The sequence below is a fragment of the Acinetobacter sp. AR_0276 genome (genome assembly GCF_003000705.1).
Classification (GTDB): domain Bacteria; phylum Pseudomonadota; class Gammaproteobacteria; order Pseudomonadales; family Moraxellaceae; genus Acinetobacter; species Acinetobacter nosocomialis.
This window is the reverse complement of record NZ_PSQO01000004.1, coordinates 101,939-126,401: the sequence shown is the minus strand read 5'-3', so window position 1 is coordinate 126,401 and position 24,463 is coordinate 101,939. Positions and strand designations below refer to the sequence as shown.

General features: G+C 38.6%; 22 protein-coding genes. 10 read left to right on the top strand and 12 right to left on the bottom strand.

All coding sequences use genetic code 11. The features are described 5' to 3' along the window. Window positions 1-68: 68 nt before the first annotated feature. On the top strand, window positions 69-593 hold the full coding sequence (locus CSB87_RS01445; protein WP_004886934.1) for a GNAT family N-acetyltransferase: 525 nt from the start codon (window positions 69-71) through the stop codon (window positions 591-593). A gap of 10 nt (window positions 594-603) precedes the next feature. Here CSB87_RS01445 and CSB87_RS01440 read toward each other — a convergent pair whose 3' ends face one another. The 8 genes from CSB87_RS01440 to CSB87_RS01405 all read right to left on the bottom strand — a co-directional run bounded on the left by CSB87_RS01440 (window position 604) and on the right by CSB87_RS01405 (window position 6,280). Continuing rightward, entirely contained in the window at window positions 604-903 is a 300-nt protein-coding gene (locus CSB87_RS01440; RefSeq protein WP_079377014.1) for a cyd operon YbgE family protein, read from the bottom strand. Further along, window positions 904-1,005: a cytochrome bd-I oxidase subunit CydX gene (gene cydX / locus CSB87_RS01435; RefSeq protein WP_000270276.1), complete on the bottom strand. Its 102-nt coding sequence runs from the start codon at window positions 1,003-1,005 to the stop codon at window positions 904-906. A 13-nt stretch (window positions 1,006-1,018) separates the two neighbouring features. After that, window positions 1,019-2,164: a cytochrome d ubiquinol oxidase subunit II gene (cydB, locus tag CSB87_RS01430; protein WP_002050611.1), complete on the bottom strand. Its 1,146-nt coding sequence runs from the start codon at window positions 2,162-2,164 to the stop codon at window positions 1,019-1,021. Continuing rightward, window positions 2,161-3,747 (bottom strand): cytochrome ubiquinol oxidase subunit I, encoded by a 1,587-nt coding sequence (locus tag CSB87_RS01425; RefSeq protein WP_004886938.1) that lies wholly within the window; start codon window positions 3,745-3,747, stop codon window positions 2,161-2,163. Before CSB87_RS01425 ends, cydB begins: the two co-directional genes overlap by 4 nt. After that, window positions 3,747-3,941, bottom strand: coding sequence for a cytochrome oxidase putative small subunit CydP (gene cydP / locus CSB87_RS01420; protein WP_004886939.1), 195 nt, complete (start codon window positions 3,939-3,941; stop codon window positions 3,747-3,749). Before cydP ends, CSB87_RS01425 begins: the two co-directional genes overlap by 1 nt. 375 nt (window positions 3,942-4,316) lie before the next feature. Continuing rightward, on the bottom strand, window positions 4,317-4,925 hold the full coding sequence (locus CSB87_RS01415) for an OB-fold-containig protein (protein ID WP_002050666.1): 609 nt from the start codon (window positions 4,923-4,925) through the stop codon (window positions 4,317-4,319). Between the two features lie 25 nt (window positions 4,926-4,950). Beyond that, window positions 4,951-5,259 (bottom strand): Rieske (2Fe-2S) protein, encoded by a 309-nt coding sequence (locus CSB87_RS01410; RefSeq protein ID WP_002050689.1) that lies wholly within the window; start codon window positions 5,257-5,259, stop codon window positions 4,951-4,953. A gap of 16 nt (window positions 5,260-5,275) precedes the next feature. Continuing rightward, the gene (locus tag CSB87_RS01405) at window positions 5,276-6,280 is read right to left on the bottom strand and encodes an adenosine kinase (RefSeq protein ID WP_004708489.1); all 1,005 of its coding nucleotides are present in this window, start codon (window positions 6,278-6,280) and stop codon (window positions 5,276-5,278) included. A gap of 238 nt (window positions 6,281-6,518) precedes the next feature. Here CSB87_RS01405 and CSB87_RS01400 point away from each other — a divergent pair, with 238 nt between their 5' ends. The 3 genes from CSB87_RS01400 to CSB87_RS01390 all read left to right on the top strand — a co-directional run bounded on the left by CSB87_RS01400 (window position 6,519) and on the right by CSB87_RS01390 (window position 12,974). Then, a complete protein-coding gene (locus tag CSB87_RS01400; protein WP_004886942.1) occupies window positions 6,519-8,612 on the top strand; it encodes a TonB-dependent receptor in 2,094 nt (697 codons plus the stop codon). Window positions 8,613-8,862: 250 nt separating this feature from the next. Then, entirely contained in the window at window positions 8,863-11,802 is a 2,940-nt protein-coding gene (locus CSB87_RS01395; protein WP_004708492.1) for an insulinase family protein, read from the top strand. 20 nt (window positions 11,803-11,822) lie between these two features. Further along, window positions 11,823-12,974 (top strand): phospholipase A, encoded by a 1,152-nt coding sequence (locus CSB87_RS01390; protein ID WP_002050661.1) that lies wholly within the window; start codon window positions 11,823-11,825, stop codon window positions 12,972-12,974. A gap of 42 nt (window positions 12,975-13,016) precedes the next feature. Here the strand turns inward: CSB87_RS01390 and CSB87_RS01385 are convergent, their stop codons facing one another. From CSB87_RS01385 to ilvA, 3 genes are all read right to left on the bottom strand, one after another. Further along, a complete protein-coding gene (locus tag CSB87_RS01385; RefSeq protein WP_004886944.1) occupies window positions 13,017-14,354 on the bottom strand; it encodes a TrkH family potassium uptake protein in 1,338 nt (445 codons plus the stop codon). A gap of 16 nt (window positions 14,355-14,370) precedes the next feature. Further along, window positions 14,371-15,021, bottom strand: coding sequence for a potassium channel family protein (locus CSB87_RS01380; RefSeq protein WP_004886946.1), 651 nt, complete (start codon window positions 15,019-15,021; stop codon window positions 14,371-14,373). Between the two features lie 142 nt (window positions 15,022-15,163). Next, a complete protein-coding gene (gene ilvA, locus CSB87_RS01375) occupies window positions 15,164-16,711 on the bottom strand; it encodes a threonine ammonia-lyase, biosynthetic (protein WP_170318178.1) in 1,548 nt (515 codons plus the stop codon). Between the two features lie 101 nt (window positions 16,712-16,812). Here ilvA and rpiA point away from each other — a divergent pair, with 101 nt between their 5' ends. Both rpiA and CSB87_RS01365 read left to right on the top strand, forming a co-directional pair. Next, entirely contained in the window at window positions 16,813-17,484 is a 672-nt protein-coding gene (rpiA, locus tag CSB87_RS01370) for a ribose-5-phosphate isomerase RpiA (RefSeq protein WP_000061060.1), read from the top strand. Next, on the top strand, window positions 17,484-18,164 hold the full coding sequence (locus CSB87_RS01365; RefSeq protein ID WP_004886949.1) for a SprT family zinc-dependent metalloprotease: 681 nt from the start codon (window positions 17,484-17,486) through the stop codon (window positions 18,162-18,164). The genes rpiA and CSB87_RS01365 overlap by 1 nt, the downstream gene beginning before the upstream one ends. On the opposite strand, the gene CSB87_RS01360 is transcribed toward CSB87_RS01365, so the two are convergent. After that, window positions 18,161-19,681: a hypothetical protein gene (locus tag CSB87_RS01360; protein WP_006580887.1), complete on the bottom strand. Its 1,521-nt coding sequence runs from the start codon at window positions 19,679-19,681 to the stop codon at window positions 18,161-18,163. The two genes, CSB87_RS01365 and CSB87_RS01360, sit on opposite strands and share 4 nt — an antisense overlap. A gap of 183 nt (window positions 19,682-19,864) precedes the next feature. Between CSB87_RS01360 and argC the strand changes: the two genes are divergently transcribed. From argC to clpA, 4 genes are all read left to right on the top strand, one after another. Beyond that, window positions 19,865-20,920 (top strand): N-acetyl-gamma-glutamyl-phosphate reductase, encoded by a 1,056-nt coding sequence (gene argC / locus CSB87_RS01355; protein WP_016805333.1) that lies wholly within the window; start codon window positions 19,865-19,867, stop codon window positions 20,918-20,920. Window positions 20,921-20,995: 75 nt separating this feature from the next. After that, window positions 20,996-21,754, top strand: a complete 759-nt coding sequence (locus CSB87_RS01350) for a DUF6776 family protein (protein ID WP_079377015.1) — start codon at window positions 20,996-20,998, stop codon at window positions 21,752-21,754. 9 nt (window positions 21,755-21,763) lie between these two features. After that, a complete protein-coding gene (gene clpS, locus CSB87_RS01345; RefSeq protein WP_004886958.1) occupies window positions 21,764-22,177 on the top strand; it encodes an ATP-dependent Clp protease adapter ClpS in 414 nt (137 codons plus the stop codon). Between the two features lie 9 nt (window positions 22,178-22,186). Continuing rightward, a complete protein-coding gene (gene clpA / locus CSB87_RS01340; RefSeq protein WP_002050677.1) occupies window positions 22,187-24,463 on the top strand; it encodes an ATP-dependent Clp protease ATP-binding subunit ClpA in 2,277 nt (758 codons plus the stop codon).

The following is a 24,463-nucleotide window of genomic DNA, read 5'->3' as shown; positions in this document are numbered from 1 at the left end:
TATTCAAGATAAAGCCGATTTAATATCGGCTTTATTTTTTAAATATTTAAAATAGCCTAAGCATATTTATGATGAATTTAAATTTCCGTTTAGCTGAACTAAGTGACATTCCATCACTTTTAGACTTGATTAATCATTCTTATAGAACACAACAAGGTAGAAGCTGGACAACTGAAGTTGAATTCGTAAAAGGCCAACGTATTAGTCAAGAACAATTGACACAGCAATTAGAATTACCTAACTCAGTATTATTGGTTGCAGAAATAGATTCTTCACAAATTGTTGCATGTATTGGTCTGACATTTCAAAAAAATACGGTTGAGATAGGGACTTTCTGTACTGATCCTAATCTACAGAATATGAAGGTAGGTCGCTGTGTTTTGGAGTATGCTGAACAGTTCGCTTTGCGAAAAACACCAGAATTGGACAGTGCACTCATGTATGTTTTAAATGTACGTTCGGAGCTAATTGCTTATTATGAGAGACGTGGTTATGCAAAAACAGGTCATGTAGAACCATATCCGGCTGAAGCAGACGTTGGAATACCACTTATACCAATTAAACTAATTGAAATGAAAAAGGACCTCAAATGAGGTCCTTTTTTTAGGTTAAAAACCAGATGTAATAGCCTAGCAACATGAGAGGCCAAGCTACCCATGGGCTAAATAACCATTTCCATAACCAGAAGTGTGGTACAAAACCAACCCCGTAAATGAAGCCTCCAGAAATACCCACCATCACCAGCATAAGCTGGCTATGATTGTAGTGTCCGTTTGCATCTAACATGAGGGAAGGATGCACCAGTAAAATTACAGCAAGCGGCAATGCCAACAGAAATGAAATGGCCATTGCGAATGCTTGAGCTTTTCGTTGATTTGGTGCTGTCATTGCGTTTGCCATGATTTATTCCTCATCTAAATTTTGATGATGTTCGATATAAAGTGCACTGAGTACACCCGCAAAACATGCCATCAAAATTCCAAGAATCCATGCGAAATACCACATATGCTTCTCCTTATTAGTACAAGCTGTGCGAGTTTGACTCGATATGTTTGTTGGTAATCACGCCCCACATTTTGTAATACGACCAACTGGTGTAGAGCAAAATGATCGGAACGAATATGCATGCAGCAACAGTCATAACCCCTAAAGTACGATGGCTTGATACGGCATCCCACATTGTTAAGCTAGAGTTTGGATTGACACTTGATGGCAATAAAAATGGGAAGAGTGCAAACCCAGCAGTTAAGATCGCACCTACAATCATTAAGCTTGTGCCAGCAAAGCTTAAGCCTGCTTTTGCTTTTGATGCTGTAAAGAATGCAATAATTGCCCCTAAAATTGCGAGAACTGGAGCGATCTTGGTAATTGGATAATTAGTGTAATTGTTCATCCAACCTGGGTTGTTATTTGTGACTACCTGTTTAGCTAAAGGGTTAAGTGCAGCATTTGTATCAATTGCAGCAGCATAGCTATAACCAGGAACTTGACCGAAGTATAACCAAGCTCCAATAACAAGAAAGCAAACCAAGAATACTGCTGCCATAATTTGAGTGGCCTTAGCAGAACGCTGTTTTAAAGCGCCGTCTGTGCGAAGCATAAGCCAAGCACCGCCGTGCGCACACAACATAGATAAACTGACAACGCCGCAAACTAAAGCAAACGGGTTAAGAAGAGCAAAGAAGCTACCCGAATATTCAGAGCGCAATGTGCTATCTAAACTAAAAGGAATACCTAAGAATAAATTACCGAATGCTACACCGAAAACTAGAGCAGGCACCGCACCACCAATACAAAGGCCCCAGTCCCAAGAGTTGCGCCATTTTTTATTTTCGAGTTTAGAACGATAGTCAAAACCTACAGGGCGTAAGAACAGGGCAAATAGCACAAGTAATAAGGCCCAATACATTCCGGAGAATGCAACCGCGTAAACCATTGGCCACGCAGCAAATAACGCGCCACCTGCTGTAATAAACCAGACCTGATTACCATCCCAGTGTGGTGCTATGGTATTAATAGCAGCACGTCGTTCGTTATCAGTCTTGCCAACAAAAGGCATGAGTGCCATTGAGCCCATATCGAAGCCATCGGTTAAAGCAAACCCAATAAGCAAGACCCCAACTAACACCCACCATATGATTTTTAGGAGTTCGTATTCAATCATGATAAAGCCTCTCCATTAACAGCTGCTTTTTGCTCTTGTTTTTCAAAATGGTATTTACCAGTGTGAAGTGAGCTTGGTCCTAAGCGAGCAAATTTAATCATTAAGTACATTTCAATAATTAAAAGGACGGTATAAAACGCTGCTAACGCGAGGATGGAACCCCACACATCGCCTGTACTTAAACTTGAAGCTGATAAGTGTGTTGGTAAAATCTCACCAATAGACCATGGCTGACGGCCGCCCTCAGCTACATACCAACCAGTTTGTGCAGCAATCCATGGAAGTGGTAAGGCAAATAATGCATATTTAAGTAGCCAAGGTTTATTCTCAGCATTTCTTTTCGCAACAGCCCAAGTCGCTAAAATGAAAAGAAGCAACATTAAGAAACCAGATGCAACCATTGCACGGAACGAGAAGAATAACGCTGTAACATTTGGAACAGTGTCTTTCACAGCTGCTTGAATGTTTTGTTCGCTTGCATCTACAACATTTGGTGCATATTTTTTAAGAAGTAGGCCATAACCTAAATCTTTTTGATTTTTTTCAAATGAAGCTAACAACTCAGGTGAGCGATCACCAGCACGTAGTTTTTCAAGTTCAGCATAAGCAAGCATACCGTTACGAATACGAACTTCATGCTGTTGCATTAAGTCTTTTAAACCAGTGACTTCTTTAGTTGTTGAACGAGTTGCAATTAGACCTAATGCATATGGAATTTTAACTGCATAGTCTGTTCGCATTTCTTCATGGTTGGGTACACCAAATAACGTAAATGGGGCAGGAGCAGGGTGAGTATCCCATTCGGCTTCAATTGCAGCGAGTTTAGTTTTTTGCACATCACCTAGCTCATAACCAGATTCATCACCAAGCAAAATCACTGAAAGTGTAGAAGCGAGTCCGAAAATTGCGGCAATTGCAAATGAACGGCGGGCGAAAGGAAGATCACGTTTTTTGAGTAGATAGTAGCTTGAAATGGCAAGTACGAAAATCGCACCTGTTACATATCCGGCAGAAACAGTATGTACAAATTTAACCTGTGCAACTGGGTTGAAAATAAGTGCACCGAAATCGACAAGCTCCATACGCATGGTTTCGAAGTTAAATGCTGCACCTACCGGGTTTTGCATCCAGCCATTCGCAACTAAAATCCAGAGCGCTGACATATTAGAGCCAAGAGCAACTAACCAAGTTACACCTAAATGTTGTACTTTGCTCAGGCGATCCCATCCGAAAAAGAATAAACCAATAAATGTTGACTCAAGGAAGAATGCCATTAAGCCTTCAATTGCTAATGGTGCACCGAAAATATCACCTACATAATGTGAGTAATATGCCCAGTTTGTCCCGAATTGGAACTCCATGGTTAAGCCTGTAGTTACACCTAAGGCAAAGTTAATACCAAATAATTTTCCCCAAAACTTAGTCATATCTTTGTAAATTTCTTTACCAGATATCACATAAGTGGTTTCCATAATAGCCAGAATAAATGCAAGGCCTAGGGTCAAAGGTACGAAAAGAAAGTGATACATTGCGGTCATGGCAAATTGGAACCGCGAAAGATCAACCACGCTTTCAGAAATCATCAACGTGTCTCCTTAATGTGGGAAGTGTTATCGCCTGCAATATGCTCAGCGACTTGATTGTCGAAATTTTGGGGGATAGTGGGAGCGTCAAACCAAATATGTTTGATTGTTAAGAGAAGCACGACTTTAATTATTAGAATAATCGTAATTTCTCTAACTAATTTGGCATTAATATCTGGATTTTTAAGGCTCATAAAATAAACCTCGATACATATTAATTTCATTATTAATCAAAATATATTAAAAATAAACAATAAATATACTTTAAATAAAAACTTAATTATCTTTTTTATATAAAACAGTGTCTTATGTATTTAAATAATTTTAAATAAAATATCTTACTAAAATAGTTTGGATTGATTATTAAATCCAACTAAAACACTTGTAAATAAATATTTTAAGTTGATTAAAATGGTATGGTTAAATTTAATTCTGATTAAAATGGTTGGATATAATAAAGTTATTTTTATTTCTAACTAAAATAGTTGGATTAATTTTAATTAAAAAATAAAAAGATAGAAGGGAATAATAAAGTTATTAAACTGATAAAAGACAAAAATTATGGAAAATTAATCGGGTGCAAAAAGATCGTTTGATAAGGAGATTTTTTTGGCAACATAATGGCTCTTATGCACTTTAATAAGAATGACTTGTGAATATAATTCTAGCTCGCCATATTCTGGTTCAACTTGCACGTAGTGTAGTTGGCCGAACTCATCACGTACACGTGCTTGAGCTGAAAAACCGGGTCTGGCACTACCACTAGAGATAGTTGCTAGTCGCCCTAAAAGATTGTAATTGGTATGTGTATGCTTTGGTTTAATCACTTGATCAAGACAATGAATCATAAATACGGTAAAAAAGATTGCAATGACCAGTGCAGGGATGATTAAGTAAAAAGGGGTGATAAAGTAATGTTGTATAGCAAAGAAAGACAGCTGTAAGAAGTAACCAGCAAAACTGAAATTAATGAGTAAAAAAACAAAAATTAGAGCTTTAGAAAACTTAACATTAAGTATAGGTGAGTTAGTAAGCCAGTCTGGTGCAATTTTTTTTAGGAGTTGACTCGGCCGTAACCCGATATACATACCAATAGTTTCTACCACACTGAGCAATATCAAAGCCACAACACTTAAATGAAATGGCATAAGATAATAATTAAAAAAGAAATCAGCCATGGTAGAAACTCTAATGTTGATGATCTCAGTCTACGATATAAATACCGCCATCTGAATGTACTTTAATCTCAACTTTATTTAAAAAATCACCTAAACAAGGACCTGAAATACATTCGCCAGTTTCCACGTTAAATAAAGCACCGTGAGTAGAGCATTGAATATATTCTTTGTCTTGGTCTAGAAATTGATTTTCTAAATACTCAAGTTCGGTTTGCAAATGCGGGCATAAATTCTGATAGGCATAGAATGAGCCATCACGCTGTGTAATGAAAATAGTCGTTCCTTGTAAAGTGTCAAAAGCTCTAGCTTCACGCTCAGGAACTTCTTCCGTCATACAGATCCTTTCCATTTCAAGCACATTCCTTCTGAAAATTTTCGAGAAGTTTAGCATAGTCATTAATGGCTAAACGAGGACCAAATTGAGACACAACTTCACTAGAAATTAAGATAGCTAACTGCGCCGCAGCAGTTAAATCTTCATGATGATTTAATGCATAGAGGAAGGCACCAGCAAAAGCATCACCAGCGCCATTGGTATCTACAGCTTCTACGTGACGGCCAGGTACATGAAAATGTTGGGTTGAATTTGCAACTAAAGCACCTTTGGCACTTTGTGTAATCACAACAGTATGGTTTTTAAAACGCAACTGAGTGAGTGCATCCTCAATAGTAGAAGTATTGGTATACATTAAAGCTTCTTGTTCATTACAAAACAATAAATCTACACCATCATCCATAAGCTCTTCTAAGCCTTCACGTGCGTATTGAACCATTGCAGGGTCTGATAAAGATAACGCAATTTTAACGCCGTGAGCTTTAGCTATTTCTCGAGCTTGTTTTACCGCTTTACGTGCCGTTTCACTCGTAGAAAGGTAGCCTTCAATATAAAGCCATTTTGCTGTTTTTAATGGCTCAAAATCGATTTGGTCTTGAGAGAGTTCAGCTGTAATTCCTAAATAGGTATGCATGGTACGCTCAGAATCTGGACTAATAAGTACCATACAGGTGCCTGTTACACCTTCACTGATTGACTTTGGCGTAGTCTGGATGCCTGCATCATTTAGACCTTGCAGATAAATTGAACCCAAATCATCGTTGCCAACGCGGCAACCATAAAAAGCAGTTCCACCTAATGCACTAAAAGCTACAGTTGTATTTGCAGCAGAACCACCACTTGCTTGGCCTTTGTAGTCTTGAGTTTGCTTTAATTTTTCATAAAGGGCAGATTGTGTTTCACCGTCAGACAACTGCATGGTGCCTTTTTGTAAGCCTTGCTGACTAAGAAAATCATCAGACACTTTAAATTCTTGGTCGATTAATGCATTACCAATTGCAAAAAGATCTACAGTTGCCATATGTGTTGTCACAGAATAAAAAAATCAGACTGATAATTTTACACCATTGCTCACATTTGCTGTAGTTTATTGAATAAAATTCAGGTAATTCAGCAGTTAGTAGAGTTTTATTGTTTGCCTAAGCAATCGAAATATTCTTTTTAATAAATATTATCAATTAATAATGATTCTTGATAATATTTACAAATGTATAGTATTTCATTGAAACTTCGCCTGAAATTATTCATAGCGAACTTACATGAAACGTTCTATTTTATTTATTTCATCAGTTGGGGTTATAACAGGCCATGTATATGCAGCAGAGACAGACTCACAGGCTGTAACCAACCTTCCAACGATTTCAGTAAAAGCTGAGAAGGAAAACAGTTTAAAACAAGAGGTAGGACAAGCATCAAGTGCCACTAAAGGACTTATGCAATTAAAAGATGTTCCTCAAATTGTAAATGTTGTACCGAAACAAATTCTAAGAGAGCAGACAGTGACTTCTATGCAAGGTGCTTTGCAAAACGTTGCTGGTTTGAGCTTTAGTGTGGGGGATGGGCAACGTGATCAGGTCATGATTCGCGGTTTCTCTGCAATCACAGATAATTATGTAGATGGTATTCGCGATGATGCTTTGTATTTTCGTGATATGTCGAATGTTGAACGAGTTGAGGTACTAAAAGGACCTGCTTCTGTATTATATGGACGTGGTTCGGCGGGAGGTTTAGTCAATAAAATTAATAAAAAGCCAATGGATCAATCCTTGCGTGAAGTGAGCCTGATTGGCAGTACTACAGGGCAACGTCGTGCAGAAGTCGATGTAAATGAAAAAGTAGCCGAGAATGTTAAAGTTCGTTTAACTGGTGCAGTTGAAGACTCAGATGGTTATCGCGATCAGGCATTTTTAAAACGACAGGCGGTGGCTCCATCTGTACAGTGGGATATTACTGATAAAACCAAACTTTTACTTCAGGCCGACTACTTGCACGATGATCGTCTAGCTGATCAAGGTTTCCCGACAGATCCAATTACAGGTAAACCAGTTAAGACAAATCCTAAAACTTTTTATGGTGCATTAAACGGTAAAGAAGTTGGGGATGTCGATACTGAAATCTCAAGCCAGACTATCAGCTTAGATCATGAGTTTAATGATCAACTCAAATATCATGGTGCAGTTCGCCACTATAACTACTCATTAGATCGTCAATATAGTGTTGATACACATCCTGCTGATAAGACAAAAATTACTTTGACTCAAAATAAACGCCTGCGTAATGAAGATGGTATATATGTTCAGCAAGAATTAAGTGGTTTATTTAATACAGGTTTCTTAAAGCACAATACCTTAATTGGTGCTGAATATAGCAAACAGCATAAAGATGAGATACTTTGGCAAGGTGCTAAGACAACCACTGATTTATATAATCCTAAATTAGACTACTGGGCACCTATTAATACCGGAACAACAGTTGCACGCAATAACAATAGTAATACCTTTGAAAACTATGGTGTGTATCTGCAAGATTTAATGACAGTAACAGATCAGCTTAAAGTTTTAGTTGGTTTACGTTATGACAATCTATCTCAAGATCGTGATGATAAAACGAGTACGAATTTAGACTTAAACCGTACTGACAATACTTATTCTCCACGAATTGGGGTGGTCTATCAGCCAGTAAATAATCTTTCACTTTATACTTCTTATAATCGTTCTTTCCAGCCTTTGGCTGATTCATTTGTTTTTTATCAAAACAGTGATGATTTAAAACCAACAAAAACTGAAAATTATGAGGTGGGTGCAAAGTGGGATGTGAATGATCAATTGAATGTGACATTGGCTTTATTTGAAATGAGCCAAACCAATATTCAAAACCAAGATCCAGCTAATCCAAATCAAGCACTATTGGCAGGCGAGCAAAAAACAAAAGGTATTGAACTTTCATTAACAGGTCAGTTGACTGATCAGTTGTCAGTGCTAGCTGGCTATTCTTATATGGATGGTAAGATTGAAAAGTCGACTGTTGGATTTACGGGTAATCACTCAGCGCTTACGCCAAACAACACAGCTAACCTGTGGTTAAAATATCAAATTAATGATCATTGGTATGCAGCTGTAGGTGGTCGTGGTGAATCATCACGCTTTAGTGCGCCAGATAACAAAAACGTTTTACCAGGGTATGCGGTTGTAAATGCAGCTTTAGGTTATCAAAGTGAACGTTATGATGTGAACTTAAATCTAAATAACTTGTTTGATCGCGATTATTTTGTTTCAGGCCATAGTGGAGCAAATGATTCAAATATGATGGGCGATCCTTTAAATGCTCAAGTTGCACTTCGCTATCGTTTTTAATTGAAAAAGTCTAAAAAGCTCATCATTTTGGTGAGCTTTTTTATTTGTCGTGTAGCATATAGATAGTATTAAAAGGTTTTGTTCTGGTAGGATACAACTAAGCTGGCTATGTGCTTGATATCAAAGCTATGCCCATGAAAACTAATACTCAACAAAAACATAGTATTTTACTTGGCTTTTGTTCGCCAATCTCAAGCCGACTCAGGCTATAATGAGACTTATTCACTTATCCGATATATTAGGAGATCACATGACTGTAGATGTCACTGAAACCATTTCTCAAACTGTTCACCCTGCGTTTCAGTTGCTACGTCAGCACCATGTTGAAGCATTAGATATTTTAGTGTCTGAATATAAGCATAAAGTCACAGGTGCGGTGCATTATCACTTGGCAACTGATTATGATGAAAATGTATTTCTTGTTGCGTTCAGAACACAACCAATGGACTCTAAAGGAACTGCACATATTTTAGAGCATACCGCTTTATGTGGTTCTGAAAAGTTTCCTGTTCGTGACCCATTCTTTTTAATGATTCGCCGTTCATTAAATACATTTATGAACGCGTTTACAGCAGCAGATTGGACAGCCTATCCATTTGCAACTCAAAATAAGAAAGATTTCCAAAACTTACTCTCTGTTTATCTTGATGCAGCTTTCTCGGCAAATTTGAATCCTCTTGATTTTGCTCAAGAAGGAATCCGTATTGAACTTGAAAACGGTCAGCCTGTATATAAAGGCGTAGTGTTCAATGAAATGAAAGGTGCGATGAGTGCGCCGTCTGACCAGCTTTATCATCAGTTGGCTCATCATCTATTCCCTGAAACTACATATCACTACAACTCAGGTGGTGATCCAAAAGACATTCCTGACTTAACCTATGAACAGTTAGTCGAATTTTATAAAACTCATTACCATCCAAGTAATGCGGTATTTATGACTTTCGGTAACCAAACGGCGTATGAGTTACAAGAGCAATTTGAAAAACTAGCTCTACATAAATTTACTGCGGGTACAACTTTATATTCAAAACCAGAAAAACGTTTAACAGCTCCTGTTGAAGTCACTGAAACCTATGCTGTTGATGGTGATGAGTTAAAAGACAAAACTTACCATGTGTTGTCTTGGTTGTTACCACAAGCGAGTGATATCAAACTGCGTCTAGGTATGCGTTTGGTCGAAGGTGTTTTACTAGAAAACTCTGCTTCACCACTACGTCATTATTTAGAAACTTGTGGTTATGCTCAGTCGACTGGTCCTTTAATGGGAGTAGACGACAGTAATTTTGAAATGACCTTCTATTGCGGCGTTCAAGGTTCAAATCCAGAGCATGCACAAAGCTTTAGAGATGGTGTCTTAAATGTTTTACGTGAAGTGGCTGCAAAACCAATTGACTCATCGTTAGTTGATGCAATTTTGCATCAAATCGAATTGCATCAACGTGAAATTAATGGTGATGGCACACCATATGGCTTAAGCCTGATCTTAAATGGTTTAAGTGGTGCTATTCACCATAACGACCCGATTCAAATTTGGGATGTTGACAGTGCTATTGCTCAGGTCAAAGAAGAACTTCAAGACCCAATGTGGTTATCTAATTTAATTCAAACACATTTGTTAGATAATCCGCACCGCGTACAAATGACTTTAGTACCTGATGCAACTAAGTCAGCGAAAGAGCAAGAAGCTGAAAAAGCACGTTTAGCTGCGATTGGTGAAAAGCTCACTGAAGAAGACAAAGCAGAGATCGTTGCTAAAACCAAAGCGTTACAAGAGCGTCAAGATACGCCAGATAATCTTGAGCTATTACCAAAAGTAGGCCTAGAAGACGTTCCAGCTGACTTGCATATTGTACAAGGTCAATTGCGCGAAATTATCTGTAATCGAATGGATACGCCGTTGAATTTGTATCATGCAGGAACGAATGGTATTTACTATCAACAAGTTCTCATTCAGATTCCTGATGATGTTGTTAAATCGCCATACTTTAATTTGCTCTCTATCTTAATGGGTGAAGTTGGTGCAGGTGAGTATGACTATCTTGAATTACAAAACTTACAAACAGCTGTAAGTGGTGGTTTAGGAATGGGCGCTTCATTACGCAGTAAAGTTGATGATAAAGACAAAATTAGCGCTTGGTTAACATTAACGACTAAATCTCTAACGCAGAAGTTTGATGCAATTCATCTATTAAAATTAGCATTTGAACAACTCCGCTTTGATGAAAAAGAGCGAATTATTGAGTTGTTGCAACAACGTAAGACACGCTGGCAGTCTCGTTTATCTGGTGCTGGTCATAGCTACGCGATGCAGATCGCTTCTCGTAATATGAGTGCATTGGCTCAACGTGACTATCAAAACACAGGTTTAGGTGCGTTGAACTGGTTAGGCGAGCTTGTTACTAACATTACTCAAGACGATGCTGCTTATGATGCCCTGATTGCTGAATTGAAGCATATCCATACCAAACTATTGCAAGCGCCTAAACAGTTCTTGCTTGTATGTGAAGAGCATCAGTCAGAGCGTTTAGTTGAAGAAATTCAAAACGTTTGGGATAAATTAAACGTTGATACAGCAGCGGCTGAGTTAACCCAAGTCGAGCAAGAAAATGATAATGAACATGAAGCTTGGTTAATTCAAACCAATGTTCAGTTCTGTGCTTCGGCATATCAAGCAGTTGAAGTGTCTCATCCGGATGCGGCACCTTTAATGGTGTTAGCAGCATACTTGCGTAATGGTTTCTTGCACAGCGCTATCCGTGAAAAAGGTGGTGCTTATGGTGGTGGTGCTAGCTATGATGGAAATGCATGTTCATTCCGTTTCTTTAGTTACCGTGATCCTCGTTTAGCTGACACGTTTAAAGACTTTGAAGCGAGTGTGCAATGGTTGTTAAATACAGAGCAACAACCTCATCAGCTTGAAGAAGCAATTCTTGGTTTGGTGGCGAGTATGGATAAACCTGGTTCACCAGCTGGTGAGGCAATTACAGCGTGTTATGCACTGTTACATGCAAGAACTCCAACTTTCCGTCGTACCTTACGTGAAAGATTATTGCATGTAACTTTAGATGATTTACAACGTGTTGCACGTCAATATTTAATTGAACAAACACCTGTAAAAGCTGTGGTTGCACCTTTTGCAAAACGTGATGAATTGCAACAACTGGGCTTTACGATTAAACAAGTTAATTAAAATAAAAATTGGAGATGAACATGGCGTTCAGACAATTTGAACGCACATCTTTACAGCTAAGTATGGGGACCCTGCTTAGCTGTTTATGTGCGTCGGTGGCATATGCTGACACCTTAGCCCCTGTAAAACCTGCGACCGTAGATGCATGTGTTGCCCTAGCTTCAAATGCTGATCGCCTAGCTTGTTATGACTCTGTATTTAAGCCCTCAGCTTTACCCGCTGTTCAAGCTGCCGCAGTACCAGAGCCTGTTAAAAAAATTGATAAACCTGCTGTTCAGCCTGAAACATTTAAAGAGAAGGTTGTAGATACGGTTAGTAATATTAAAGTAATAGGGAAAGCTCCGAAAATTGAACCTACTACTTCTTTATTAGATCAACGTTGGGAGTTATCTGAAAAAAGTAAACTTGGTGTTTGGAACATTCGTGCTTATCAGCCTGTCTATTTACTACCTGTATTTTGGACCAGCGATAAAAATGAATTTCCAACTAGCCCAAATCCCAATAATACAGTTAAAGAAGCTCAAGATTTGAAATCTACCGAAACTAAATTTCAAATTTCTTTGAAAACTAAAGCTTGGGAAAATATTTTTGGTAACAATGGTGATTTGTGGGTAGGTTATACCCAATCTTCACGTTGGCAGACCTTTAACTCTAAAGAATCTCGGCCTTTCCGTGAAACAAACTATGAGCCTGAAGCTAGCTTAATGTTTAGAACAAACTATGAGTTACTCGGTTTAGATGGTCGCTTGCTTGGTGTCACTTTAAATCACCAATCGAATGGTCGTTCAGATCCGTTATCTCGTAGTTGGAACCGTGTTATCTTTAATGTCGGCTTAGAGCGTGGCAATTTTGCTGTAATGCTTCGTCCTTGGATACGTATTAATGAAGCTGCCAAAGATGATAACAACCCCGATATTGAAGATTATATTGGACGAGGCGATTTGACCGCTTTTTATAAGTGGAAAGATAACGACTTCTCCCTAATGTTACGTCACTCTTTAAAAGGTGGAGATGACTCTCATGGAGCTGTTCAGTTTGACTGGGCATTCCCAATTAGTGGTAAGTTACGTGGTCACTTCCAGCTATTTAATGGATATGGTGAAAGCTTAATTGACTATAACCACCGTGCAACTTATGCAGGTTTGGGCGTTTCACTCATGAACTGGTACTAAGTTTGAACCCATAAAAATGCCGCTTTAACAGCGGCTTTTTTATTAACCAATTTGAATGTTGGCTTGAGGATGCTTGAGACGACTCTTTTTAGGAGTAGCAATTAAATACGCCAGTGTTAAAGGCCCAAGTCTCCCAGCAAACATAAGTAAACTTAATATAAACAGGCTACCGTTATGTAAATCTGGCGTAATACCTCGAGAAAGCCCAACTGTACAGGCTGCTGAAACGACTTCAAATAGTAAGTTCATAAAGTCGGCTTTTGGTTCTAAAAGCAAAAGTACAAAGAACCCAATAAATATGAGAATGCTGGTAATTGCAGTAACTGCTAGCGCCTTATAAGTAGTTTCGTGAGAAACAGAATGATTAAAAACCCTGATTTCATCAGTACGTCTTAAAAAGGACAGGACACTTAAAACCAATATGACAAAAGTACCTACTTTTATACCGCCAGCAGTACTTAATGAACCACCGCCAATAAACATAAGTAGCATCATAAGCAAAGAACTACTATTAGTCATTGCACCTGTGTCAATGGTGTTAAACCCTGAAGATCGTGGAACAGTCGCTTGGAACCAAGCATGTAAAGCTTGATCACCTACGCTTAGCATTCCTAGCGTATGAGGGTTTTGTGCTTCCATTGCCCAAATTAAAATAAAGGCCACTAAATTAATAATGGCAATAGTCGTTAAGATCAGTTTGCTATTTGGGCTAAGTTTTTTCCATTTTTTATTTTGTTTAATATCCATGAGAACTAAAAAGCCAAGTCCACCTATTGTATAAAGCAAACTTACCGTAAGGCAGATCACGTAGTTGTTTTGAAAACCCATTAAACTATTATTAAATAATGAAAAACCGGCATTATTAAACGAAGAGATACTATAAAAAATTGCATAATACAAACCACGAGCGAAGCCAAAAGCTGGTGTAAATGCACAGGTGAGAATGACTATGCCGATCAGTTCAAATAGGAGAGTATAAGTCACTACTCCTTTAGCTACGAAGGTTACTTTTGATAGGCTCGTTTGACCGAGGCTATCCTGAGCCATCATTTGCTGCTTAAGACCAATTTTAGGCGAAAGGCTTAGTGCGGCCAAAATAGCAAAAGTCATGAAGCCCAAACCACCTGATTGAATCAACAATAAAATAATGACTTGCCCAAAAAGTGTAAAAGATTCATGAATATTTAGAACGGATAAACCTGTAATCGTAACTGCTGACGTTGCTGTAAATAATGCATCCATCCAGCTGACATGACCGTTATTGGCAATGGGAAGTTTAAGTAATAATGTGCCAAAGACAATAAAGCCTAGAAAACCCAGCGCTAAAAGAGAAGGTGGGCTTAGGTTTAATGTTTTATGTGGTTTAGGCTTAAGAGACATATTTTTGGGTTCGTTTTTATAGGAAACAATTAGAGAGCTTTTTAAGTTGCTGTAAATGACCTTCTAAAATAAGAATATCATGCGTTTGTAGGGTAAAAGTCTCTTCAGTTTCAAATAAAATTTGCTGCTGTCGTTTTACAAGTAGAGTTTTAACTTGCGGTGCTTGTTGCATAATCCCATACAAATTAATGCCATTTAATTTCTCGGGAATATCGATTTTCACAATATAGTGATCATCATCTAAAGACATGTAACGACTTACCATTGGATAATTAAGTGCTTGCGCAACACGTACACCCATGTCTTCTTCAGGATGAATGATTTTATTGATATTGAGGTGAGACAAAATTGTGTGATGAGCCTTTGTCTTTGCTTTTACCCAAATTTTATCAATACCAAGATTTTTTAAATTCAGCACACATAAAATACTAGCCTCAATATCTTCACCAATTGCAACAACAACCGCATCACAATTTTGAATGTTTAATTCATCCAGTACATATTCATCAGTAGCATCAGCAATGACAGCATGAGTTAAAACATCGGCAAGATTTTCAACATTCTTTTTGACTGTATCAATGCCAATAACATCATGATTTAATTTTGTGAGTTCTTGAGCAACTGTTGCTCCAAAACTTCCCAAGCCGATGACCGCGAACTGTGCCATAAATAACCTTTTATACTTAATTAGGGCTTTATTTTTAATGATATTTTCTTTGAGATAAAGAGAAGCAATGTAAATATAGAAAATATTGGGCTCAAATAATAAAAAAGCCGACAAATTTGTCAGCTTTTTTATAAAACAAAGATTATTTCAAGAAACGTTTATAGCCCACATTGTCAGTAATTTCTGCGTATGGGTAGCTAATTTGTTCTAGGGTTTCAATTAAACCATCTGGATTTTGTTTGGCATCTGTTGCTTGTAAGCCAACCAATACACGGCCTTCTGCAGCACCATGGTTACGGTAATGGAACAGCGTAATATTGTGGGTTGGACCTAAACGAGTTAAGAATGTGAGTAATGCACCTGGACGTTCAGGGAATTCAACACGGAACAATCTTTCATCATCTAGATTAGCATGACCGCCAATTAAATAACGAATATGCAATTTAGCAACTTCATCATCAGATAAATCATCTACAACATAATTTTGCTGTTTAAGTTGTTCTAAAATTTCATGACGTTCAGCGTCACCACCTTTTAAGCTAATACCCACAAAAACTTGTGCTTCTTCTGTGTTATTTGCACGGTAGTTAAACTCGGTAATATTACGGCCCTGTAGAGCACGGCAGAAACCTAAGAATGCGCCTTTTTCTTCAGAAAGTGTCACCGCGTAAATTGCTTCACGTTGTTCACCGAGCTCAGTACGCTCTGCAATGTAACGTAAGCGGTCAAAGTTCATGTTGGCACCGCAAACAATCGATACCATGTTTTTACCGCTAATTTTATGCTCCGCTACATATTTTTTGATACCAGCTAGGGCCATTGCACCTGATGGTTCAACAATGCTACGGTTTTCATCAAAAGTATCTTTAATTGCGGCACAGATTTCATCTGTATTAACAGTGACAATGTCAGGATCAACAATTGGGCCAGAGTTATCTGATTTACGAAGACGAACAATATCAAACGGTAAAGCACCAATTTGTGCAACAGCAGTACCATCTGCAAATAAACCTACATGTGGCAAGATTACACGTTCATTGGCTTCAAGCGCTGCTTTTAAACACGCAGACTCTTCATATTCAACACCAATGACTTTTACATGTGGTGCAACTTCACCTAAGTAAGCTGCTACACCCGCAATTAAACCGCCACCACCTACAGCAACGAACACGTATTCCACATCGCGCCATTGACGCAATATTTCATTTGCAATAGTACCTTGACCAGCAATAACCAATTCATCGTCATAAGGAGGAATAAAAACTAATCCTTCTGCTTCGGCACGCTGCTGAGCGTATTTATTTGCAATATCAAAGCTATCACCATGTAATACAACTTGCCCACCTAAACGCTTAACTGCCTGAACCTTAATATCAGGAGTAGTGCTTGGCATAACAATAATTGCAGGAATTCCTAAACGTTGACCAGACAATGCTACGCCTTGTGCATGGTTGCCAGCAGATGCGCAAATTACACCACGTTCAAGTTGTTCTTTCGGTAATTGGCTAATACGGTTATAAGCACCGCGTAATTTAAAAGAAAAAACCGGTTGTAAATCTTCACGCTTAAAACGAATTGTATTATTTAATTTTTGACTAATTCGTGGAGCTGCTTCGAGAGGTGTTTCAATTGCAACATCATAAACCGTTGCTTGTAAAATTTGTCGTACCACACGAGACAGCATGTTCATCTTCCCTATAACAGTTTAAAATAGGAAATTATTGTAGCAAACCCTTGTGCATTTGCGCCGTTTATTGGCGCATAAATGTCAAAAAATAGTTGAGTGATGTAATGAGCCTATATGCAACCCAAGATGAAAAGAAACAAGCTGCTGCGAAAGCTGCTTTAAAACACTTACCCAAAGGTGGCATTTTGGGGGTAGGAACTGGAAGTACTGTAAATTTTCTAATTGACTTATTGCCTGAACTACAATTAGAAGCAGCAGTGGCAAGTTCTCAAGCAACAGCAGATCGTCTTAAAAAATTAGGTATCGAAGTGGTTGATATGAACCATGTAGGCAGCCTTGATGCTTATGTTGATGGTGCAGATGAGATTGATCGTCACATGCATATGATCAAAGGCGGCGGCGCAGCATTAACTCGTGAAAAAATTGTAGCTTCAATTGCTAAAAAGTTTGTATGTATCGTTGATGATTCAAAATGGGTTGATCAACTTGGTCGTGATTTCCCATTACCAGTAGAAGTAATTCCAATGGCGCGCTCTGCTGTAGCTCGTAAATTGGTTAGCTTAGGTGGTGATCCGGTTTATCGTGAAGGTGTGGTAACAGATAACGGAAACGTTATTTTAGATGTATTTAATTTGAACATCTTAAATGCAATTGATTTGGAAAAGACAATCAACAATATTCCGGGTGTTGTGACTAACGGTATTTTTGCGTTAAATCCAGCAACGATTGCAATTGTTGCAACAAATAATGGTATTGAAGAGCGTACTGCACAGTAATGTCTGTGGAAATGCCAGAAATTAAAATTGTTCGTCACGTAAGGGCAAGAAAATTGCGCTTACGTGTTGAGCCTGCGTCTATACGACTCACTGTCCCGCTATTTTGTAGTAAGAAACAAATTCAGCAGTTTTTGGCTCAGTCTGAACAATGGTTGATCGAGACATGGAATAAACAGCACTACGCTCAATCTACATCGTTTGAGATTCCTTCAGAAATTTCTTTTTTTAATAGAGAGCAGCCTTTTCAAATTGTTGTACAGAAGCAACATCGCATTTTTCAATTTGATTGGGAAAATAATCGTTTATTTATTAAAGACCAGCAAACCTATCAAGCCTTACAAAGCGCTGTTATTGCTTATGCCAAACAAGAGTTACCAGCATTTTTGTCAGAGCTTAGCCAAAAAACTCGGTTGAGTTATGCAGAGTGTGCTATCCGACGTCCTAAAACTCGTTGGGGAAGTTGCAGTAGTCAACATAATATTATGCTGCATGCAGGTCTGGTTCTTATGCCTGCTCAAATTACCCGTTATGTTTGCATTCATGAATTAGCTCACACCAAACACTTCGACCATAGTCCTGCTTTTTGGGCCGAAGTTGCAAAGTTCGACCCAAACTATATGCAGCATCGCAGACAATTAAAAGGTAACCCATTGCCTGCGTGGTGGTATGTGACAGCTTAGCTAAAGCTACATTCTAATTGTGTTGTTTGTAAGACATCTGGTGCTTTGCGGCTATCAAGGCCTGCTTGAGCACTAATAATCTTATTCGCTTTAATATGTAGCTGTATAAAATTATATTGCTGTGTTGAATTGTTGGGTTCAGACGAACTTGAGTTAAGTAAGTAGCTATAACTTGCAGCGTCGGTTTGCAGTAAATTATCTGTACTATCTGCGCTTAAGGCTGAGCGATAACTTAGTGAACCTTGAATTAACTCAATTTGGCCATTAGCACGGAAATTAAGTTGGCAACCCGATGCGCTGTTTTCATAGTGACCAACTAAATAGTCCGTAGCAGGCAGTTTAGGGTCAGATATATTGATGCTAGTTAAGCCTTGTTTACATGGATAAGCCGAATCATTACAACTTGTTGTAATACCACTAAATCCTACGGCACGTCGGTAGTCACCAGCACCATCTATACGGAAAAAGTCAGTTGTATTTCCAGAAGGCACAACTCCAGAATAGAGTTTTTTCTGCAAAAGAACATATCCTGTTTGATCTAAACTGGACTGACTTTGTGCATCTGCTAGTTGCAATGTGGCAGCTTTTAAATTGGTAGCAAAATAATCGCGAGTCGCTTTTTGATTGGCTGCTATGTCCAAAAGCGTATTTTTTACAGGGTCAATATTATCTGGCGATGGACTAAAAATAGGTGTCATGGTTGTATTGTCACCATTAAGCTTTTTGCCGTCTAAATATCCATCTTTTAAATCGGTGGCAAGACTATTTGTAAGTTCTTGATATGCATTGGTACTACCATGAATCGTATTCCAGTATTGTAAATATCCGAAACTCAGATAGCTATCTACATAAGTACTAGGCTGTTTAGTTGAATACTGTAATAAATTTAGTACAGTCAGCGGGCTAGCTGGGCTTAAGCTTGGAATGGCAGCATCTTTAAACGCACTAATAAGAGCGGTGTAAACATCTTGAGAAGCCAAATCAACATGTGATTGTTCAATACGGGTCGGGTCTATCGTTTCTTGTGGAAGTTGGCCTGAACGAATTACGGCACGCTGATAAATCGCTTCTGAACTTGGGCTAATCGGCTGCGTTTTATTGCTTATTGAACTTGGAGTAATAAAAGCGTGATAGACGCCAGAAATGTTCTCATATTTAGAATTAATTGGATCAAATACCTGAGATGAGGCTTGAGTTGTGACTTCTACTCGATAAAGCCGATTCAACTTGGTACTTGAAAGTTTAATATTATAACTTGTTAAACTGGCAACTTGGGTATCAATCAAAATACTATTGTCGGTGTTGTCATAGACTTTGAGTTGCACATTGCGCATTTCGACGGGGGTTTTAAGTGTAAAATCTGTCGTGACTTCAGGAGTTGGCACAGTCGGTGTCGGAGTGCTAGATGAACCTCCGCTACTACTGCCACCACCACATCCAACAAGGGCTGCGCTTAAAATTAAAGTACTAAGGCCGAGATAAGTGCACAACTTTGTTTGTTTTGATTGATTAAGCATCCTAGCTCTCCACAAATGAATCTGGTATTTATTTACTGATATTTGTTTGGTTCTGACAGACCAGCAAGTGCTATGTAATTAACGCTAAAAAATAAAAAAATTAAAATTACCAAGCATGAAATGGTTTTGTAAGCCTGGACATCCTGTCATACTACCGCAAGTATAGATTCAATATTTGAGGTAATGCACGTGATTTCTGTCGGAATTGTTGGTGGGACTGGTTATACAGGCGTTGAACTATTACGTATTTTATTACGACATCCAAAAGCGCAGGTTCGAGTTCTTACTTCACGTACAGAAGCAGGCAAACCAGTTGCTGATATGTTCCCAAACTTACGTGGACATACAGATCTTCAATTTTCAGATTTAAATATTGATGCATTAAAAGAATGTGATGTTGTATTTTTTGCAACTCCACATGGTGTTGCAATGCAGCACGCAAAAGATTTGATCGAAGCTGGAACTAAAGTTATTGATTTGGCAGCAGACTTTCGTTTACAAAATCTTGAACAGTTTGAAAAATGGTATGGTATGGAACATGCGTGCCCAGACGTACTAAAAGATTCTGTTTATGGTTTAACCGAGTTAAATCGTGAAAAAATCAAGCAAGCTCAAGTCATTGGTAACCCAGGTTGTTACCCAACAACTGTCCAACTGGGCTTGGCTCCACTTTTAAAATCAGCACAAGCATTAATTGAAACAAAGAATATTATTATTGATGCAAAATCTGGTGTTTCTGGTGCTGGTCGTAAAGCAAGTTTGGGCATGATTTACAGTGAAAATGCGGATAACTTTAAAGCTTATGGTGTTGCGGGACATCGCCATCATCCTGAGATTGTAGAAGCTTTGGAAAATATTGCAGGCGAAAAAGATGTTTTTGAAGGTCTTTTGTTTGTTCCACACTTAGTACCGATGATTCGCGGTATGTTGAGTACAATTTACGTGGACTTGACAGAGGCGGGGAAACAAACAGATATACAAGCTTTGTATGAAAACTTCTATGCAAATGAAAAATTTGTAGATGTCATGCCTGCCAATAGTTCACCTGAAACACGTAGTGTACGTGGGGCAAATGAATTACGCATTGCTTTGTATAAACCACAACCAAATAAACTCATTATTTTGGCCGCTCAAGATAACCTTGTAAAAGGAGCATCTGGACAAGCTGTACAAAATATGAACCTTATGTTTGGCTTTAATGAAGATGAAGGCTTACAAGGGATTGGTTTATTACCATAAAAAACTCTTTTTTGCTTCACACACATTTAAATTTCGATTTAAATGTGTGTCTTGACTCTGATCTTAAACACTGAGATGACGATGCAAAACTCGGAACAGACGACTTCTGTAGAAAGTTCGTTGCAAAAGAAAAAATTTTTAAACACCAATAAGCCTTTGTTTATTGGTGCTGCTATTTTAATGAGTGGTTGTTTTGCGCTCGGCTATACAATTGGGCACCGTCAAGGTTTAACTGTTGTAGGTTACGATGCAGATGCAGAGCAATTGGTTGAAGTAGTGCAAAAACAAAAAACAGCGTTAGATGCAGTTAACAAAAGCCTGAACGCTGCTGTACAAGAGCGTGATGTTGCTGTTACAAATGCAAATGACTTGTTTACAGCACTTAATCAAGCCAATGCTGATAAAACGCAACAAGAAGGTATGAGTAATATCTACCGTGAAATTTTAAGACAACGTGGTGGATTAAGCTTAACCATTCAGGATTTGGCAATTAAACCGTTACCAGAAAACGCTTATGAATATCAGCTTGATTTGGTGCAGGTGAGTCCAAATAAACGCCGTGCTTCAGGTTCAGTTGAAATAAGACTGATTAAAGATACTGAAGTCTTGGTTGTGCCACTTGAAGATAAGAACTTTAACTTCACTGATTTTGAGCGTTTGACTGGCCGATGGACAATGCCTAAGGGCTTCACACCTCAGTATATCGAAGTACGTTTAATAGGTGGTTCTGAAACACCAGTGATTAAACGTTTTAGTTGGCAGCGCGGTAAACCTGTCGAAACACCTTCTGCTTTTGTTGCAGAAATTCCTCAAGCTGAAGCAAATTCACAATAGTAACATCATATGCGAACAAATAAGCGTCAAACAAATTTAAAAGATATTAAGGCTTCTTTTCAGCAGTCTGGCTATGTCGATTGGCACTTCAATCCACGCTTAAGTGATTCGCAAAACGAAGATCATGACGGAGAGATTGTTGTTCAAACAGCACCTCCCGAACTCAAGCGTCCTCCTTTATATGCGGTAGTATTATTGAACGACGATTACACGCCAATGGACTTTGTAATTGAAATTTTACAACAATACTTTGCAATGAATCTTGACCAAGCAACTCAAGTAATGCTAACAGTACACTATGAAGGTAAAGGTACTGCCGGGGTATATCCAAGAGACATCGCGGAAACCAAGGCAAACCTTGTTAATAATTACGCTCGATCGCAAGGTCATCCATTACTTTGCCAGATTGAGCCTAAAGCATAAGGGGGTCACATGCTCAGTCGTCAATTAGAAGTATCATTACGTTTGGCTGTTAGCATGGCTCGTCAAAAGAGACATGAGTTTCTTACAGTTGAACACTTACTATTAGCCTTACTCGATAACGATTCGGCTGTGAATGCATTAAAAGCATGCGGCGCTGATATTGTTTCTTTACGTAAAGAATTAGAAGAATATGTAGAACAACATACTCCTAAGCTTGGCGAAAATAGCGAGCAAGCTCCACATCCAACAGAAAGTTTTGACCGCATTTTGCAACGTGCAATTTTCCATGTGCAATCAAGTGGTGGTGATCGTACTGTTGAAGGTGCGGATGTTTTGGTCGCAATGTACTCAGAGCGTGATTCTTTTGCTGTTTATTTGCTTAAACGTCATCAAATTAATCGACTTACTTTGACTCAATATTTGTCTCATGGTACACGTAAAGACGAAGTGCAGGTTGAAGAAGAAGTTGAAGACATTGAGGGTGAAAGCAACTCAGGCAATGCTGGGCCATTAGAACTTTATACGCTTAATTTAAATGTTGAAGCGCAAAAGGGTAAAACTGACCCACTCATTGGTCGTGAAAAAGAAATTGAGCGTACAGCACAAATTCTTTGCCGCCGTCGCAAAAACAACCCATTACTAGTCGGGGATCCTGGGGTAGGTAAAACTTCAATTGCAGAAGGCCTTGCATGGCTCATTGTAAATGGTAAAGCACCAAAACCACTTAGCAACGCAGAGATTTATAGCCTAGATATAGGTGCATTGGTTGCTGGTACAAAATACCGTGGTGACTTTGAAAAACGTTTAAAACAACTGTTAAATGCTTTGAAGAAAAATCCAAATGCGATTTTATTCATTGATGAAATTCATATGATCATTGGTGCAGGCTCAAGTATGGGCAGCACAATGGATGCATCGAATCTTATTAAACCAGCATTGGCAAATGGTACTTTACGTTGTATCGGTTCAACGACTTTCCAAGAATATCGTCAGGTATTTGAAAAGGATCATGCGTTATCTCGTCGTTTCCAAAAAATTGACGTAAATGAACCAAGCATTTCTGAAACTATTGATATTTTACGTGGGTTGAAAACGAAGTTTGAGGATTTCCACCACGTACAGTATGACGACAAAGCTTTAGTTTCTGCGGTTGAGCTTTCTGCGAAATTTATTAATGATCGTTTCTTGCCGGATAAAGCGATTGATGTCATTGATGAAGCAGGTGCACAACGCCGCTTAAAAGCAGAAAGTGAAGACAGCTTAATTACTGTAGAAAATATCGAAGACATCGTTTCTAAAATTGCGCGTATTCCGCCTAAGACAGTGTCTAAAGATGATAAATCAGTACTTGAAAATCTTGAGCGTGACCTAAAACGTGTGGTATTTGGTCAAGATGAGGCAATTACTGCATTGGCTTCTGCAATCAAGTTGTCACGTGCTGGTTTGAAATCACCAGACAAGCCTGTTGGTAGCTTCGTCTTTGCTGGTCCAACGGGTGTTGGTAAAACAGAAGTCACTAAGCAGCTAGCGAAATTGTTAGGTGTAGAGCTTGTCCGTTTCGATATGTCTGAATATATGGAACGTCATGCTGTTTCTCGCTTAATTGGTGCTCCTCCAGGTTATGTTGGTTATGACCAAGGTGGTTTGCTCACAGATGCGATTCATAAAAATCCGCATTGTGTTTTATTGCTCGATGAAATTGAGAAAGCACATCCAGATGTGTTTAACCTGTTGTTGCAAATCATGGATCACGGTGCGTTAACTGACAATAATGGTCGTAAGTCAGACTTCAGAAATGTCATTATTGTATTGACGACAAACATTGGTGCAGAAAGCATTTCTCGTGCAAGCATTGGATTTACCGAGCAAGACCATAGCTCGGATAACCAAGAAGCTATGAAGCGTGCATTCTCTCCAGAGTTCCGTAACCGTCTAGACAGTGTTATTCAGTTTAAAGCTTTACCAACCACAGTGATTGAATCTGTAGTTGATAAATTCTTAACAGAATTACAAGCACAGCTAGATGAAAAACGTGTAGTTCTAGATGTAGATCAAAGTGCGCGTGACTGGTTAGCAACCAATGGTTATGACCGTTTAATGGGTGCTCGCCCAATGCAACGTCTCATTCAAGAACACTTGAAGAAACCATTAGCTGAAATGATTCTGTTTGGTGAACTTGCAGATCACGGTGGTAATGTGGCGGTATCAGTGAAGAAAGAAGATGGCAAGGCAGTTGGTCTAAAACTTGAAGTTTTTGAAGATCACCATACGGCAGAACCAGCTTAA

Excerpts from the sequence above, each read along its gene's own strand:
- CSB87_RS01445 (WP_004886934.1), top strand. The coding sequence starts at position 69 with ATGATGAATTTAAATTTCCGTTTAGCTGAACTAAGTGACATTCCATCA.
- cydX (WP_000270276.1), bottom strand. The coding sequence starts at position 1,005 with ATGTGGTATTTCGCATGGATTCTTGGAATTTTGATGGCATGTTTTGCG.
- cydB (WP_002050611.1), bottom strand. The coding sequence starts at position 2,164 with ATGATTGAATACGAACTCCTAAAAATCATATGGTGGGTGTTAGTTGGG.
- CSB87_RS01425 (WP_004886938.1), bottom strand. The coding sequence starts at position 3,747 with ATGATTTCTGAAAGCGTGGTTGATCTTTCGCGGTTCCAATTTGCCATG.
- cydP (WP_004886939.1), bottom strand. The coding sequence starts at position 3,941 with ATGAGCCTTAAAAATCCAGATATTAATGCCAAATTAGTTAGAGAAATT.
- CSB87_RS01415 (WP_002050666.1), bottom strand. The coding sequence starts at position 4,925 with ATGGCTGATTTCTTTTTTAATTATTATCTTATGCCATTTCATTTAAGT.
- CSB87_RS01410 (WP_002050689.1), bottom strand. The coding sequence starts at position 5,259 with ATGACGGAAGAAGTTCCTGAGCGTGAAGCTAGAGCTTTTGACACTTTA.
- CSB87_RS01405 (WP_004708489.1), bottom strand. The coding sequence starts at position 6,280 with ATGGCAACTGTAGATCTTTTTGCAATTGGTAATGCATTAATCGACCAA.
- CSB87_RS01400 (WP_004886942.1), top strand. The coding sequence starts at position 6,519 with ATGAAACGTTCTATTTTATTTATTTCATCAGTTGGGGTTATAACAGGC.
- CSB87_RS01395 (WP_004708492.1), top strand. The coding sequence starts at position 8,863 with ATGACTGTAGATGTCACTGAAACCATTTCTCAAACTGTTCACCCTGCG.
- CSB87_RS01390 (WP_002050661.1), top strand. The coding sequence starts at position 11,823 with ATGGCGTTCAGACAATTTGAACGCACATCTTTACAGCTAAGTATGGGG.
- CSB87_RS01385 (WP_004886944.1), bottom strand. The coding sequence starts at position 14,354 with ATGTCTCTTAAGCCTAAACCACATAAAACATTAAACCTAAGCCCACCT.
- CSB87_RS01380 (WP_004886946.1), bottom strand. The coding sequence starts at position 15,021 with ATGGCACAGTTCGCGGTCATCGGCTTGGGAAGTTTTGGAGCAACAGTT.
- ilvA (WP_170318178.1), bottom strand. The coding sequence starts at position 16,711 with ATGAACATGCTGTCTCGTGTGGTACGACAAATTTTACAAGCAACGGTT.
- rpiA (WP_000061060.1), top strand. The coding sequence starts at position 16,813 with ATGAGCCTATATGCAACCCAAGATGAAAAGAAACAAGCTGCTGCGAAA.
- CSB87_RS01365 (WP_004886949.1), top strand. The coding sequence starts at position 17,484 with ATGTCTGTGGAAATGCCAGAAATTAAAATTGTTCGTCACGTAAGGGCA.
- CSB87_RS01360 (WP_006580887.1), bottom strand. The coding sequence starts at position 19,681 with ATGCTTAATCAATCAAAACAAACAAAGTTGTGCACTTATCTCGGCCTT.
- argC (WP_016805333.1), top strand. The coding sequence starts at position 19,865 with ATGCACGTGATTTCTGTCGGAATTGTTGGTGGGACTGGTTATACAGGC.
- CSB87_RS01350 (WP_079377015.1), top strand. The coding sequence starts at position 20,996 with ATGACGATGCAAAACTCGGAACAGACGACTTCTGTAGAAAGTTCGTTG.
- clpS (WP_004886958.1), top strand. The coding sequence starts at position 21,764 with ATGCGAACAAATAAGCGTCAAACAAATTTAAAAGATATTAAGGCTTCT.
- clpA (WP_002050677.1), top strand. The coding sequence starts at position 22,187 with ATGCTCAGTCGTCAATTAGAAGTATCATTACGTTTGGCTGTTAGCATG.